9 protein-coding genes are annotated in these 15,315 nt (G+C 33.8%); all 9 read left to right on the top strand.

Going from position 1 to position 15,315, the window contains the following annotated elements; translation table 11 throughout:
- The first annotated feature begins 4 nt into the window (after positions 1 to 4).
- The 9 genes from GIY03_RS02510 to gndA all read left to right on the top strand — a co-directional run bounded on the left by GIY03_RS02510 (position 5) and on the right by gndA (position 15,207).
- Positions 5 to 1,378 (top strand): phosphomannomutase CpsG, encoded by a 1,374-nt coding sequence (locus GIY03_RS02510; protein ID WP_457913561.1) that lies wholly within the window; start codon positions 5 to 7, stop codon positions 1,376 to 1,378.
- A 2-nt stretch (positions 1,379 to 1,380) separates the two neighbouring features.
- A complete protein-coding gene (locus GIY03_RS02505; RefSeq protein WP_457913560.1) occupies positions 1,381 to 2,175 on the top strand; it encodes an ABC transporter permease in 795 nt (264 codons plus the stop codon).
- A complete protein-coding gene (locus GIY03_RS02500; RefSeq protein ID WP_457913559.1) occupies positions 2,175 to 3,404 on the top strand; it encodes an ABC transporter ATP-binding protein in 1,230 nt (409 codons plus the stop codon). The genes GIY03_RS02505 and GIY03_RS02500 overlap by 1 nt, the downstream gene beginning before the upstream one ends.
- Positions 3,394 to 4,557, top strand: coding sequence for a class I SAM-dependent methyltransferase (locus GIY03_RS02495; RefSeq protein WP_457913558.1), 1,164 nt, complete (start codon positions 3,394 to 3,396; stop codon positions 4,555 to 4,557). The genes GIY03_RS02500 and GIY03_RS02495 overlap by 11 nt, the downstream gene beginning before the upstream one ends.
- 102 nt (positions 4,558 to 4,659) lie before the next feature.
- Positions 4,660 to 8,364, top strand: coding sequence for a glycosyltransferase (locus GIY03_RS02490; protein ID WP_457913557.1), 3,705 nt, complete (start codon positions 4,660 to 4,662; stop codon positions 8,362 to 8,364).
- 1,381 nt (positions 8,365 to 9,745) lie between these two features.
- Positions 9,746 to 10,786, top strand: a complete 1,041-nt coding sequence (gmd, locus tag GIY03_RS02485) for a GDP-mannose 4,6-dehydratase (RefSeq protein ID WP_457913556.1) — start codon at positions 9,746 to 9,748, stop codon at positions 10,784 to 10,786.
- Positions 10,787 to 11,385: 599 nt separating this feature from the next.
- On the top strand, positions 11,386 to 12,519 hold the full coding sequence (locus GIY03_RS02480; protein ID WP_457913555.1) for a glycosyltransferase family 4 protein: 1,134 nt from the start codon (positions 11,386 to 11,388) through the stop codon (positions 12,517 to 12,519).
- Positions 12,520 to 12,525: 6 nt separating this feature from the next.
- On the top strand, positions 12,526 to 13,641 hold the full coding sequence (locus tag GIY03_RS02475) for a glycosyltransferase (protein ID WP_457913554.1): 1,116 nt from the start codon (positions 12,526 to 12,528) through the stop codon (positions 13,639 to 13,641).
- A gap of 159 nt (positions 13,642 to 13,800) precedes the next feature.
- Positions 13,801 to 15,207, top strand: a complete 1,407-nt coding sequence (gene gndA, locus GIY03_RS02470; RefSeq protein ID WP_457913553.1) for an NADP-dependent phosphogluconate dehydrogenase — start codon at positions 13,801 to 13,803, stop codon at positions 15,205 to 15,207.
- Positions 15,208 to 15,315: the final 108 nt, after the last annotated feature.

The raw sequence follows: 15,315 nt of genomic DNA, 5'->3' as shown, positions 1-15,315 counted from the left end.
TTTAATGAATACCTTAACCTGTTTTAAAGCATATGATATTCGTGGCCAACTTGATACAGAGCTTAACGAAGAGATTGCTTATCGTATTGGCCGTGCTTATGGGCACTATTTAAAGCCGCTACGAATGATTATTGGTGGAGATGCGCGTCTAAGCAGCGAAACTCTTAAATTAGCGCTAGCGAATGGACTACAAGATGCAGGTGTTAGCGTATATGATATCGGAATGAGCGGAACAGAAGAAGTGTATTTTTCTACTTTTCATTTTTCTATGGATGGTGGTATAGAAGTAACCGCAAGTCATAACCCAATAAATTATAATGGTATGAAACTTCTACGAGCTTATGCACAGCCAATAAATGATGATACCGGTTTATTAGTAATTAAACGGTTGGTACAAGACAATGACTTTCCTTCAGTTTCAGCAAAAAGACGTGGTAGTTATCAGAAGATAACTATCTTGAATGAGTATGTTAATCATCTGTTGAGTTATATCAATCGAACAACTTTAAAGCCCATGAAGTTGGTGATAAATTCTGGCAACGGTGCAGCAGGTCATGTTATTGATGCGATTGAACGCTGTTTTAAGCGTGATAACATCCCTATTTCTTTTGTAAAAATAAATCATCAGCCGGATGGAAATTTTCCAAACGGTATTCTTAACCCATTGTTGCCTGAATGTCGTAAAGATACCGCTAAAGCTGTATTAGCGCATCAGGCTGATATGGGTATTGCTTTTGATGGTGATTTTGATCGTTGTTTCCTATTTGATGAGCAAGGAAACTTTATTGAAAGTTATTATATTATTGGGTTATTAGCAGAGAATTTCTTGCAGATTTATCCAGCCTCTAAGATTATCCACGATCCTCGTTTGATTTGGAATACAATCGAGATTGTCCGCCAAGCTGGTGGCATTCCAGTTATGTCTAAAACCGGTCATGCATTTATTAAAGAACGGATGCGTAAAGAAGATGCTATCTATGGTGGAGAAATGAGTGGGCATCATTATTTTCGTGATTTTTCCTATTGTGACAGTGGCATGATTCCATGGTTATTGGTGGCAGAATTATTATCGACCAAAAGGAAGACGTTAAGCAAATTAGTGCACGAACGTATTCAAACATATCCAGTGTCTGGTGAAATTAACCGTCCACTAACTAATGCTGCGCAAAAAATACAAAATATTAAACACATATACGGGCATCATGCTTTATTAATTGATATGACTGATGGTATTAGCATGGAATTTAAAGACTGGCGGTTTAATCTTAGAGTATCAAATACTGAGCCAGTAGTACGTTTAAATGTAGAGTCAAAGGGAAATATTAATTTAATGCATGAAAAAACGCTAGAAGTATTGGAGCGCCTTAGCGGAGAATAACAATGAAAGCGTTATTACTAACTATATATCGTTATCGAGGTTTGATTCTTGGTAGTATAAAAAGAGAATTTCAACTTCGTTATAACATGAGTATGTTAGGTGCGACATGGCTGATTTTACATCCATTATCAATGATTCTTATCTATACGCTTCTTTTTTCGCGAGTTATGAAAACGCGTCTTCCTGGAACTAGTGGTACATATTCTTACAGTATTTATCTTTGTGTAGGAATAATGACGTGGGGTTTGTTTTCTGAAATTCTTACCCGTAGTCAAAATATTTTTATTGAATGTGCAAGTTTATTAAAGAAGTTAAATTTTCCTCACATATGTTTAACAGTAATTATCACTCTATCTGCAATAATAAATTTTACTATTATATTTGTTCTTTTTCTTATTTTTTTAATTATTACTGGAAATTTTCACTTTATTTCTATTATTAGAATGATTCCGTTATTAATTATTGAAGTAATGTTTGCGTTAGGATTAGGTATGGTCTTAGGGATTATGAATATTTTTTTCCGGGATGTTGGGCAATTTGTTACTGTGTTGTTACAATTTTGGTTTTGGTTTACTCCTATTATTTACGTATTAAGCACATTACCTGAGTTGGCGCAGACTATATTAAAATATAATCCGATGACTGTGTTGATTAATAACTATCAACGTATTTTTATTTATCAACAGCCTATCGAGTGGGGTTGTCTTTTTCCTGTAATAGTTGTAGCGATTGTATTATGTATTTTAGCTATAGATCTTTTTAGAAAGTATGCAGATGACATGGTAGATGAATTATAATGGGAACCATTGATGTTAATAGTGTGAGTAAGGCTTACAAGAAGTATGCATCACGATTTGGTCGTTTAATCGAGTGGCTTGCACCGTACAAAGTTATTAAACATACAAAAGTATGGGTGTTAGAGAATATAAAGCTTAATATTCAATCGGGTGAAGCCGTGGGTATTATTGGTATAAATGGCTCTGGAAAAAGCACATTACTAAAATTAATTATAGGTACCATTCAACCGACAACAGGTACAATACGAATAAATGGAAAAGTTGCAGCATTACTTGAACTAGGAATGGGGTTTCACCCTGACTTTACAGGTAGACAAAATGTATATATGGCTGGACAACTGTTGGGGCTTAATAATAACGACATAAATAAACTCATGCCAGAAATTGAAGCATTTTCAGAAATTGGAGAATACATAGAACAACCAATTAGGGTTTATTCAAGTGGTATGCAGATGAGGTTGGCGTTTAGTATTGCTACAGCTATTAGACCTGATATTCTAATTATAGATGAAGCATTATCTGTTGGTGATGCTTATTTTCAACATAAAAGTTTTGAACGTATTCGCAGATTTCGACATGACGGTACAACGTTGCTTATTGTCTCTCATGATAAAATGGCGATACAATCTATTTGTGACAGAGCAATATTACTGAATAATGGAAAGATTGAGAAAGAAGGAGAGCCGGAATCGATAATGGATTATTATAATGCCATACTTTCAGAGAAAGCCGACACAGGATGGAAAGTTAAGCAAACGTATACTAAATCAGGGAGAATACAGACAATTTCTGGTTCTGGCGAAGCAAGAATCTTGGCTGCTTCTTTATATTCCCATAATAATAAGCTGATTGAAACGGTGGGTGTTGGTGATCGTGTAACTTTAAAAATACTTGTAAAAATTGAAAAGAATATTCCTGATCTTATTCTTGGATATATGATTAAAGATCGTATTGGTCAACCTGTTTTTGGAACTAATACTTTTCATATTAAAAAAGCGCTACATACACTTCACGCGGGAAAAGAAATTGCATTCAATTTTATATTTAATATGAATTTAGGTGAAGGTAATTACTCGGTTGCAGTGGCGCTTCACGATTGTGATACCCACATGAATAAAAATTATGAATGGCGAGATTTAGCATTAGTATTTAATGTAATTAATATTAAGAAATATGCATTTGTAGGTACAGCATGGTTACCAACAGAGGTGGAAATTAATGAAAGATAGTTTTTATAGTTCTTTTGAAAATAAACATCGAGGTAGCCGTGAATTAGTAAAAGAAAGATTGCATGCTTATATGCCATTTATTGGTCCATTAAAAACCATTCATCCTGGTCAGACGATTCTTGATTTAGGATGTGGGCGTGGCGAGTGGTTAGAGATGATGCAAGCACTCGGGTTTAATAGTAAAGGGGTGGATCTTGACGAAGGGATGCTTTCATATTGCCATGATCTTGGATTAAATGTTGAAAAAAGTGATGTTATTTCTTTTTTAGAAAGCATGCATGATAAATCCGTAGTGATAGTTTCATCATTTCATTTAGTTGAGCATCTTGGATTTGATAATGTTAAAAGATTAGTTGAAGAGTCTTTTAGGATACTGAAGCAAGGGGGATTATTAATTATGGAGACACCTAATCCTGAAAATATTATAGTATCAACTAATAATTTTTATATTGATCCAACACATATATCGCCTATTCCAAGTGCATTATTGAGTTTTCTCGTTGAGTATAAAGGTTTTAAACGTCATAAAATATTATATCTTCAGGAAAACACAAACCTTAGTTCTAAGGAAGATATTCAGATTATTGATGTACTTGGCGGTGTTAGTCCTGATTACAGTGTTATTGCTCAAAAACAAGGAGAACTAGCCACATTAAATATGCTAGATACAGCTTTTTCTGTGAATTATGGTGTGGGACTGAAAGAGTTATCAACTAAATATCATCTAAAAATTAATCAGTTGTTAACAGTTAGAGATGAGAAAATAGCTAATTTAGATAATTCTATTGAGAGATTAAATCTTATGGTTCACAAAGAAAATGCTGAGTTGAAGGCGAACTTATCTGATGTGTATGCCAGTACATCATGGAGGATAACTGCAGCGCTCCGTGCTATTTCTAGATGGACACAATTATGTGTTAAGTTAATAAAAACCAATGATATTACCAGTTATCCATTAAGATTCAAAATTTACCTTGTTAAGGTATTTTGTGTTTTTATTAGACAATGTATTAAGAGTTTAAATAGAAAAGAAAAGTTAAAGCAATTAATATTAAAATTCATAAAAAAAATAGGATGTTATCACTATATCAATAAAGCATTAGATATATTAAATAGACCGTTAGTTACAGATAATTTAAAGAAAAAAAAATAAGCGCTGCATCTCAATTATCACCAAAAGCATATGCTATTTATAAAGTTTTAAAAAAAAATCATATGAAAGCATGAGGAAGCGTTAATGCGCATAGTTATTGACATGCAAGGATTACAAGCAATAAATGCTAAGAGAGGTATCGGACAGTATACGTATTATTTAGTGAGGAATCTTCTTGAAGTAAACAAAGATCATGAAGTATTTTTACTTTTAAATAGTATGCTCTCTAAAAAAATTAACTATATTTATAGTGAATTTAGTGCTTTTTTACCTAAAAAAAACATTGTTATCTGGAGCGGTACGGGCTCTGTTAGTGCTATAAATAAGAATAATAATATACGGAGAGAAATAAATGAAAAAATTAGAGAAGCCTGTATTAACAAAATATCTCCTGATATATTGCTCATTACTTCATTATTTGAGGGGTTACTTGATGATGCTGTAACTAGCGTTAGATGTATTAATAGTAAAATCCCAACAGCCATTATTCTTTATGATCTTATTCCATTAATATACAAAGAAATATATTTAAAAAATTGCGTTATTAAGCGTTGGTATTTAGAAAAAATAAATCATTTACGTCGTGCAAACTTGTTATTATCAATCTCTAATTCTTCAGGTTATGAAGCTGAAAAATATTTAGGATTTAATAAAAGTAATGTTATTAATATCTCAGCTGATTGTTCTCAGAGATTTAAAAAAATTCAACTCTCTGAAAATGAGCGTTTAATTATCTCTAAACGGTATAGCTTAAATACTTCATTTATTTTATATACTGGTGGAATAGATCATAGAAAAAATATAGCGGGTTTATTAAAAGCTTTTTCTTTATTACCTGAAAGCTTAAGAAAAAAACACCAATTGGTTATTGTATGCTGCATGGAGAATAGAGATCGCTATCGATTAAATCAATTATGTAGAGAATATAAGCTAGATAAGACAGATGTGATCTTTACTGGTTACATTGCTAAATCTGAGTTAATTGTATTATACAATATTTGTATGTTTTTTATTTTTCCTTCATGGCATGAAGGTTTTGGTTTGCCGATATTAGAGGCTATGCGTTGTGGAAAGGCGGTGATTGGTGGAAACTTGTCTAGCATTCCTGAAGTTATTGCTAACAAAGAAGCATTGTTTGATCCTTATAATAGCCAGAGCATTGCAGATAAAATAGAAAAAATTTTAACGGATAATGATTTTAAAGTTTCGCTAGAGAAACACTGTGCATTACAAGCACAGGCTTTTTCTTGGGCTTTTTCAGCTAAAAATACATGGAAAGCTTTAGAAAAGCTCCATGAGAACAATTTAAATTGTCGGCGATCATTAACACCTTTAATAGTTAATAGACGGCGTTTAGCTTTTATATCACCATTACCACCTGCTAAGACTGGTGTGGCTAGTTATAGTATAGAGTTACTCGCAGAATTAAGTAGACATTATATTATTGATGTCATTATAGAAAAAAACAAAAAAATCACAGATCTTGATATTATTGCTAGTTGTAATATAAGAGATATGCAGTTTTTCGAAAAGCATTCCGAAAGATATGAACGTGTTTTATATCATTTTGGTAATTCTATATTTCATGGGTATATGTTTAAATTATTACATGATTACCCCGGTGTTGTTGTGTTACATGATTTTTTTATCTCAGGTGTCATATTACATATCGACCTTGTAAGTGCGGAGTTACCTGGAATGTTGACGCAAGAATTACATAAATCAGAGGGCTGGCCCGCTGTATTAATGAGGTATAGTGCTAAGGATATCAATGATGTTATATACAAATACCCTTGTAATATTTCAGTCTTGCAAAACTCTTTAGGTGTAATTGCTCACTCTGATTTTTCAAGAAAACTTGCATCGTTACTATATGGATATATCAATCCCTTTGATTGGGCGATCATCCCACTTTTACGCACTCCTGTTTATAATGTGTCTCGACTTCATGCAAGACAAAAACTTAGAATTAATGAAAAAAGATTTGTTGTTTGTAGTTTTGGTTTTTTGGGACCAACAAAGTTGAATCATAAATTACTTTCAGCTTGGTTACATTCTTCATTATCTGTAAATAAAGAGTGTTTGCTGATCTTTGTTGGGGAAAATGATCAAGGATCATATGGTATGAATTTACTAGAATCCATTAAAAAAAGTAATAGAGGTAAAAGAATCACGATAACTGGTTGGGTAAGTCTTACAGACTATAAAACATGGTTGTCTGCTGCTGATATTGCTGTACAACTTAGGGGTTTTTCAAGAGGTGAAACATCAGGAGCGGTACTAGATTGCATGAACTATGGTATAGCGACAATAGTGAATGCGAATGGATCTTTTGCTGATTTAGACGATGGCAGTGTCGTGAAGTTATCCGACGAATTTTTGGAGACTGATCTTATCGATGCTTTAATGTTGCTGTATAAAGATATTGATTATAGAGAAAAATTAAAAGCTACTGCAGTAGCTAATATTAGAATATTACATCAACCTAGAACTTGTGCAGAACAATACAAAATGGCTATTGAGCGTTTCTATGAACACTCTGATTGCAGCGAAAAAAAACTGATTAACGATATTTTTAGTGATATTCATCATGATATATCAGGTGAATATTTCAATTTAGCTACTGCTATTGCTAATAACTATGAACCAGAACCACGTAGAAAACAAATATTAATTGACATATCTGAATTTGTGCAAAGGAACGCAAAAAGCGGTATTCAGCGTGTAGTCAGTGCGATTCTGAAGCAATTATTACACAGTGCACCTTGCGGATGGATTGTTGAAGCAGTATATTCAAAAGAATCTTCTAGAACATATAGTTATGCGCGAAATTTTACATGCCAGTTTCTTAATATCCCTTCGAATTGGACGCAGGATAGTCCAATAGAAATGTGGCAAGGCGATGTTTTCTTAGGGTTAGATTGGCAGCCAAGTATTATTTTGTCGAATCAAAAGTTTTTTTGTGAAATGTACCAGCGTGGTATTAAAGTATATTTTATTGTATATGATTTATTACCGATATTATCATCGGAAAATTTTTTCCCCGGTGCAAAAGATACTTATGAAAAGTGGTTAAGTTTTATAACTCAATTTGATGGAGCGATATGTATTTCTCAAACTGTTGCTAATGAATTAACGCATTGGATTAGATATCACTACCCACAAAGAAGTGGTTCATTTGATATCCAGCGGTTTAATTTAGGTGCAGACTTTATGGATTCAACACCATCAAATAGTGATTCTGTATATTCTCTGAATATACAGGGAAAAATATCAGAACGTAAAATGTTTGTGATAGTCAGTACAATTGAACCCCGAAAACAACACGCTCAGGTTTTAGACGCATTTGAACTACTATGGGAAAATGGTGAAGATGTGAATCTTGTTATTGTTGGAAAACAAGGGTGGATGGTTGAAAAATTTATTAAACGACTTTATAATCATAAAGAATTGAATTCTCGACTTTTTTGGCTATCTACCGTAAGTGATGTATACCTTGAGCAAATTTATAGTACTGCAGAGTGTTTAATAGCAGCTAGTATTGGAGAAGGTTTTGGTCTGTCTTTAGTCGAAGCAGCAAAATATAATTTACCTATAATTGTACGTGACATTCCGGTGTTTAGAGAAATTGCTGGTAAACATGCATTTTATTTTAATGGTATTACAGGAGTTGATCTTGCTAATGCTATAAAGAAATGGCTAGTATTAAGGAGTCAATCTGCAGTGCCTGATATAACTGGTATAAAATGGTCGACTTGGGAAGAAAGCGCAAAACAATTGATTAGTACTTTGTTCAAAAATAAATAACTTGTGTATATGCTCTCAAGTTTGTGCATTGCAGTTGCAGTGGTATTTATTGCTCTATTTTATTTTCTTGTTGATTAAAGTATAATAACATATATATTGAATATCATTTACGATAGAATAAAGTTCTAGTATAAGTGAACAGGAAAACAATGTTCTCATTTTTTATGATGCCTAATTCAGTGTAATTAATATATATGTTAGTGCAGTACTAAATATATTACAATACAAACATTTTATATGATTAAGTAAGTTAAATTGACGATCAGGAAAAATGGAGAGGAACAAAGGTTTTGCATATTAAAAGTTGTGATAAAAAGAATATGCTAGTATTCAGCTGCTTCTGACGAATTCAGAAAACTAAAATTTTAACTTAATTGCTGAGAGGATTAGATCTTAATCAGAATTTTATATTAGTATATCCGAAGTTTTTACATTATAGCAGGTTAACCCTTAATTAGAACGTTTAATAACTTTTAATGATTTATTCGCAATATAATGCGCAGAATAGATTAGAGATCTAATAAATAGTTTTTCATCAGCTATACAAGACATCATAAAGTGGTTAATAAGGCAATATATGAACCAATGCATTACTCAGCATAACTCGGCAGCTAGATTAGTAATAATAGCAGTTATAAATAATTATTAAGTATGCATAACATATATAACAAAAAGATATTTATGGTAGTTTATAAAATAGGAAATAGGTTAGAAATAATAAATGTAGTTTGCGTATTAATAGTAGTTGTCTGAGATGGAAATCATATAAATATATCATGCATATTTAACAGATAAATATTTGACAACCCATAAGAATAGTTGTGTTTGCATTAAAGATAAATATACCGAGCGTAAAATATAGCTAATATTGTAAGTAAATGATCGTGCATGTTAATAGGAATAGATAGTTTATATGTCTTTTTTAACCAGGCAACTTAGTTAATAAAGCAGAGAGTATATTTAATCTTTAAGTAGGGGTAATATCATCGTATAGAATGTAATTGAAACGAGATGATTATAATGTATAATTAACTTTAATTATTATCTTATCTGCAATTAAAACTTGTATATAATAAAATACACGAAAATTATGAGTAAGATATTGAGATGTACTTGTTACTTTCTTTGTTAAATATTATATAATATGTCAGTGGTTTTATGATATGTCATGAGATGTCATATAAAAACTGTTGCGAAAGATTGCAAGACTTTTAAAGTAGTTAACACTACATCTTTAAAGACAGTATATATATTATACATATTTAAAAATATAATAATGTAAAGAGAAGATCTAACAATCTTTTTTTGCAGGCCTATGCAGATATTGACTGTATATTACATTATTTTGAGTATAGACTATTTAATTTTAATGGATAATCTAATGCCTCAAAGAATAGCTGTAATTACTGGTGTTACAGGACAAGACGGTGCTTATCTTGCGGAACTTTTATTAAAAAAGGGTTATGTAGTCTATGGAACTTACCGTCGCACTAGTTCTATTAATTTTTGGCGCATTGAAGAATTAGGTATTGCTAAATGCCTAGACTTTCATGTAGTTAAGTACGATTTAACTGATCTTTCTTCTAGCATTCGTTTATTACAGACAACAAAAGCCAATGAAGTGTATAATTTAGCGGCACAGACAGATGTTGGTGTTTCGTTTGAACAACCAATTACTACAGCTAAAATTACAGCTATTGGTCCAGTAAATTTATTAGAAGCGATCCGCATCGTAAATCCACAGATACGTTTTTATCAAGCATCCACTTCTGAAATGTTTGGTGTAGTGCAATCGATACCGCAAAAAGAAGACACGCCATTTTATCCACGCAGCCCATATGGTATTGCAAAGTTATACGCCCATTGGATGACGATTAATTACCGTGAAAGTTATGGGATTTTCGCTGCTAGTGGGATTCTTTTTAATCATGAATCCCCTTTGCGTGGCCGAGAATTTGTAACTCGTAAAATCACGGATGCTGTAGCTAAAATTAAATTAGGTAAATTAGCAGTACTAGAATTAGGTAATTTAGACGCACAGCGGGATTGGGGTTTTGCTAAAGAATATGTAGAGGGTATGTGGTGTATGTTACAGGCACCACAGCCAGATACTTTTGTATTAGCCACTAATCGCACTGTTAGTGTACGTGATTTTGTGCTGATGGCTTTTAAGGTTGTGGGCATGACTTTGCGTTTTCAGGGAAAAAAAGAGAAAGAAATAGGGATTGATATAGCGACAGGTAAAACACGGGTGTGCGTTCACACGAAGTTTTATCGTCCAGCAGAAGTTGAGCTGTTAAAAGGAAGTCCTGAGCGTGCTAAAAAAATTTTAAATTGGGAACCAAAAACTAATCTTGAGCAATTGTGTCAGATGATGGTTGAGCGAGATATTTATCGTAATCAACATGGGTGTTCATTTTAATTGTTTGTGCTGAAAGCGTATATAGCTTACTAACAGCAATAGTCTTATAAATAACTATATAGTAGCGGAGTTATATGCTATGGAAGACCGTATTTTTAGAATTGCCGCAGTTATACTAACAGATGTTTTATAAACGTTTTATAAACGTTTATAATGTGCGTAACTTAAAACTACCATGTAAGATTAGTTGTCCACTTGATATCGTATGGATTATGAGTCATACTAATTCATACAAGATATAGTGTCCTGGTGGTAATTAGTAGCGATTTACGCTGGTAGATTTATTAAATAATTATGCAATTAGTAACCTCACTATAGAATATATTGTAAAGCTTTACTTTAATAAACAGATAATATTTTGATAAACTTTGCTATGGTACTGCATGGGTTAGGTGGATGATTTGCTGCTTATAAGGTTTTTAAAAAAATTTACAGAGAGTTTAGTAAGGATTCAATTAGAGAGTACTAGTTTTTCGTGATTTCAGGGATGTTATGTTTTAAGTAACGCTTATGCGATAACATAGTTAAATTGTGTGCTATCATCGTCGCATAAAATGTTATATTTAAAAAAAGAGTGTAGCTAATGTTGAAAAGCGAAGATGAAAGTAATATTTGGGAGTGACTCAATTAAATTTCCTTTAACTGGGCTTGGACGGTATTCTTTAGAGTTAGCAAGCTGTCTAAAAGAAAGGGAAGAAATATCTGAGCTTTTTTTTCTGCATGGGCATCATTTAATTCGACAAATCCCTATGGTTAGGGAAAAAATCTCTGTAGTTCAAAGTTTGCGTTATCTAGCACAAAAAAGTTATTTTTTTTCTGCATTCTACCGATTAATTGTACCTCGGTTAAAAACATATATACTTAAACAACATCCAGAGGCTATATATCACAGTCCAAATTTTTATTTACCGCCTAATGTTGATCGCTGTCTAGCGACTTTTCATGATCTTTCAGTGTTTACTTGGCCACAGTGCCATCGACCAGAGCGTGTGTATTTTATGCAGAAGGAGCTGTGTTTAACCATAAAGCGTGCTGCTATTCTTATAGCAGATTCTGATTTTGCTCGTTTGGAATTAGCTGAATATTTTAATTTACCTTTAAGTAAGGTATATGTCGCCAAACTAGCTAGTAGCGGTATTTTTTATCCACGTGCCACTGAAGACCTTAGTCGTTTTTTATCTCTATTGGGCTTACAGGTTAATCAGTATTGTTTGTTTGTCGGCTCTATAGAACCGAGAAAGAATATTGAGACATTACTAAATGCTTACGAGCGTTTACCTATGGCACTACGTATGTCTGTGCCTTTAGTGATTAGTGGGTGTGCAGGTTGGAGCAGCGCAGCATTACATCAACGCTTTGAACATCTTAAAAATTCCGGCTGGTTCTATTATTTGGGTTACGTGAAATGCGCAGTGTTGCCGTATTTATTTGCCGGTGCCCGAAGTTTCCTATTTCCATCGCTATATGAAGGATTTGGATTACCTATACTAGAGGCAATGGCATCTGGTGTACCAGTGGTTTGTTCGGATAGTGGATCTTTACCTGAAGTAGCCGGTAGTTGTGCATTAATGTGTTCCGCAAAAGATGTTGATACACTCACAGTACTGATTAAAAGAAGCATTGAAGATAATACATGGCGTAAGCGAGCTAAAATTAATGGGTTAAACCGAGCGAAACAGTTTTCTTGGAAACGTTGTGCGCAAGAAACCCTACTTGCTTACCAACAGGTCTGACATTGTATGTTGAAAGTGCTACATTTTTATAAAACTTATTACCCAGATTCATTTGGCGGTGTAGAACAAGTTATTTTTCAATTAAGTGAAGCAGGTGTGCACCATCAGATACAATCGACAATATTGTCACTGAGCGCTCGTGGTGATATCGACAACCAAAAAGTTGGTCAGCATATAGCTTACTATGCTTACCAAGATTTTGAGATAGCATCTACTCCATTTTCTATAAGCGCAATAAGTAAATTTAAAAAACTAGCCGCTGAGGCAAATATTATTCACTACCATTTTCCTTACCCATTTATGGATTTGTTGCATTTTACTAGTGGGATAAAAAAGCCAACAATAGTGAGTTATCACTCAGATATTATTAAACAAAAAATAGCATTGAGATTCTACTCGCCTTTGATGGATAAATTTCTGAATTCTGTCGATTATATCGTTGCTGCCTCTTATAATTATGTGAAAACGAGCCTGGTACTGCAAAAGTATTTATCTAAGGTAAAAGTTATTCCTTATGGATTAGATAAAAAAACTTATCCTGTTTCCAATGAAATGCACTTAGAGTATTGGCGTCGACGATTTTCAGGGCGTTTTTTTTTGTTTGTTGGTACGTTGCGTTATTATAAAGGTATGCATATTTTGCTGAAATCCATGCAGAATACTAGCTTTTCGTTAGTTATTATCGGTTCGGGTGCCACTGAAACTCATCTTAAAAAACAGGCTAAAGACCTAGGGTTAAAAAATATCTATTTTTTAGGAATGTTACCCGATAAACATAAAGCCGCGTTATTTCAATTATGTTATAGCGTTATATTTCCTTCTCATCTTCGTTCTGAAGCCTTTGGTATAACCTTGCTCGAAGGCGCTATGTATGGTAAATCACTAATCTCAACTGAGCTTGGTACAGGAACAACATATATCAATATTAATCAGGAAACTGGCCTTGTTGTACCACCTTCCAATCCGCAAGCCTTACGTGCTGCGATGGGTATATTATGGCGCAATCCCCAGAAAACTCAGCGCTATGGCGAAAATGCTGCAAAACGTTTTCAGGCTTTGTTTACCTCTGAGCGTATGGCAGCAAGCTATATCAAGTTATACCATCAAATGCTTAATAAGTGAGCATGCAATAAGCAAACTATTTTAAGATTTACATAGCGATACATATGATTAATCATACTAATTATTACCGCATTTATCATCCTTAGACAACATAATAGTTGTATTGAAGCTTTTTGGCCGTGTATTAGTGAGTCAGATACTCAAAAAAAGGAGTTTTACATGTCTACACAACAAATTGGTGTTGTCGGTATGGCCGTAATGGGGCGTAATTTAGCACTAAATATTGAAAGTCGTGGTTATACTGTCTCAATTTTTAATCGTTCAAGCGACAAGACAGATATATTTATTTCTGGGAATTCCGATAAACATCTAGTTCCATGCTATAGCGTTAAAGATTTTGTTGAATCACTCGAAAAACCCCGTCGTATTTTCTTGATGGTTAAGGCGGGTAAAGCTACGGACAACACTATTGCATCTCTGACACAGTACTTAGATAACGGTGATATCTTGATCGATGGTGGTAATGCTTACTATAAAGATACGATTAGACGAAACCGAGAACTATCTATGCAAGGTTTTAATTTTATCGGTACTGGCATTTCTGGGGGGGAAGAAGGCGCATTAAAAGGCTCGTCTATCATGCCTGGTGGTCAAAAAAAAGCTTATGAGTTAGTAGCACCAATTCTAGAAAAAATCGCTGCAGTAGCAGAAGGTGAATCTTGTGTGACTTATATCGGTACTGATGGTGCTGGCCACTATCTAAAAATGGTGCATAATGGTATCGAATATGGTGACATGCAGTTGATCGCAGAAGCTTACGCTATATTAAAGCAGGCATTAACTCTTAGTAATCAACAGTTGTCTGAGACTTTTTCTGAATGGAATCAAGGTGAATTAAATAGTTATCTAATTCATATTACCCAAGACATTTTCACTAAGAAAGATGGAGATGGGCACGATCTGATAGATGTTGTTCTGGATAAAGCAGGCCATAAGGGTACTGGTAAATGGACAAGTCAAAGTGCTCTCGATTTAGGTGAACCATTGTCACTCATCACTGAATCTGTGATCGCGCGTTATTTATCTTCAATGAAGGACCAGCGTATTGCTGCCGCTAAAGTGCTTACCGGCCCAAGAGTGACACCATTTGTTGGTAATAAATCTGAATTTATAGAAAAAGTGCGTCGTGCGCTATATTTAGGAAAAATTATTTCTTATGCGCAAGGATTTTCTCAGTTGAGGGCTGCTTCTAAGAAGCATAACTGGGATCTTCAGTATGGCAAGATTGTTAAAATCTTTCGCGCCGGTTGCATTATTCGGGCCCAATTCTTGCAAAATATTATCGATGCTTACGCTGCTAATAGCGATATCTCAAATCTGCTGTTAGCTCCTTACTTTAAGGAGATTGCTGATAAATACCAACAGGCACTACGTGATGTAGTGTGTTATGCTATCAAGAACGGCATCCCTGTTCATGCTTTTTCTGCAGCGATCGCTTATTATGATAGCTATCGTTCAGTATTGCTGCCTGCTAACTTAATTCAGGCACAGCGTGATTATTTTGGTGCGCATACTTACCAGCGCATTGATCAAGTAGGTGTGTTTCATACTAAATGGAATAAATAATCTCATCTATTACATGATAAAAGCCTCTGAGGTTAAACTTAGTTGCTTTATCACTTGTATTTCTGCTGTTTTACAAATTTTTAGCACTATATTCTAAGGCGATTACAG

This window comes from Candidatus Gillettellia adelgis, assembly GCA_020541285.1.
GTDB classification, from domain to species: Bacteria; Pseudomonadota; Gammaproteobacteria; order Enterobacterales; family Enterobacteriaceae; genus Gillettellia; species Gillettellia adelgis.
The sequence above is the reverse complement of the archived record's forward strand: the minus strand, read 5'-3'. Positions and strand labels throughout refer to the sequence as shown.